Source organism: Mesorhizobium sp. M7A.F.Ca.CA.001.10.2.1 (assembly GCF_003998575.1).
Taxonomy (GTDB): domain Bacteria; phylum Pseudomonadota; class Alphaproteobacteria; order Rhizobiales; family Rhizobiaceae; genus Mesorhizobium.
This window is the reverse complement of sequence record NZ_RZQY01001165.1, coordinates 1-860: the sequence shown is the minus strand read 5'-3', so window position 1 is coordinate 860 and position 860 is coordinate 1. Positions and strand designations below refer to the sequence as shown.

At 63.7% G+C, this 860-nt stretch carries 2 protein-coding genes; both read right to left on the bottom strand.

Going from position 1 to position 860, the window contains the following annotated elements; genetic code table 11:
* Positions 1–396 (bottom strand): PfkB family carbohydrate kinase (locus EN964_RS35890; RefSeq protein WP_245490748.1); only part of this gene is annotated, 396 nt, incomplete at its 3' end.
* Positions 397–400: 4 nt separating this feature from the next.
* Positions 401–853, bottom strand: coding sequence for an RbsD/FucU family protein (locus tag EN964_RS35885; protein WP_127266590.1), 453 nt, complete (start codon positions 851–853; stop codon positions 401–403).
* Positions 854–860: the final 7 nt, after the last annotated feature.

Here is an 860-nt window from a genome sequence, read left to right as displayed (position 1 = left end):
GGCTTCGATATCGGCTGGAGAGATCAGCATGGCAGCACCGGGGCTGACGATGATGGCGTTGTTGCCGGTGGTCTCCTCGACGAAGATGTAGGCCGCACCGGTGTAGCTTTCCGGCGTATTGATGACGGCATTTTTCACGCCCGCCTGCGCCCAGGTCTGCCTCGCCATGTCGGCGAAGGGATCGACGCCGAGGCGGGTGAGGAAGGTGACGTCGGCGCCGAGCTTGCCGGCGGCAACCGCCTGGTTAGAACCCTTGCCGCCCGGCCCCAGCGTGAAGGATGTGCCGAGGATGGTTTCGCCCATGCGCGGCTGCCGCTGCGCCCTGTAGGCGGTGTCGGCGACGAACACACCCAATATGACGACAGGCTTCATGACGACCGGCTTGCCCGAAGCCATGCCGCTACTGCGCATCCGGCGGCACGACGCCCTTGCGAAAGGCGAAGCAGCCGTAGAAGCGGCGCTCACCTGTCTGGATGACGCAATAGGCCTGTTTGGCGCGCTCGTAGAAGGCATAGCGCTCGACCGCGATCATCGGCCACGACTTGCCCTCGGCCTTGTCGACCTCCCTTTGCACTTCGCTTTGTACGGGCGGAATTTCGTCGGGCTTGCCCACAATTTCCATGCGCGCGGCCGAGTCGTCGACGAATGTATCCAGTGGGTAGAGCGACAGCACCGCCTTGACCACTTGCGCCGCCGAGGCATCGATGCGCAGCACGCGGCCGAGCGCCGTCTGGCGCGCCACGGAATCGGACGGAAAATTGGTGTCGGCGATGATCAGATCATCGCCATGCCCCATTGCCCGCAATGCCTGCAGCACGTCGGCATTGAGCAGCGGGTTGATGCCTTTGAGCATGGTATTC

Excerpts from the sequence above, each read along its gene's own strand:
- EN964_RS35885 (WP_127266590.1), bottom strand. The coding sequence starts at position 853 with ATGCTCAAAGGCATCAACCCGCTGCTCAATGCCGACGTGCTGCAGGCA.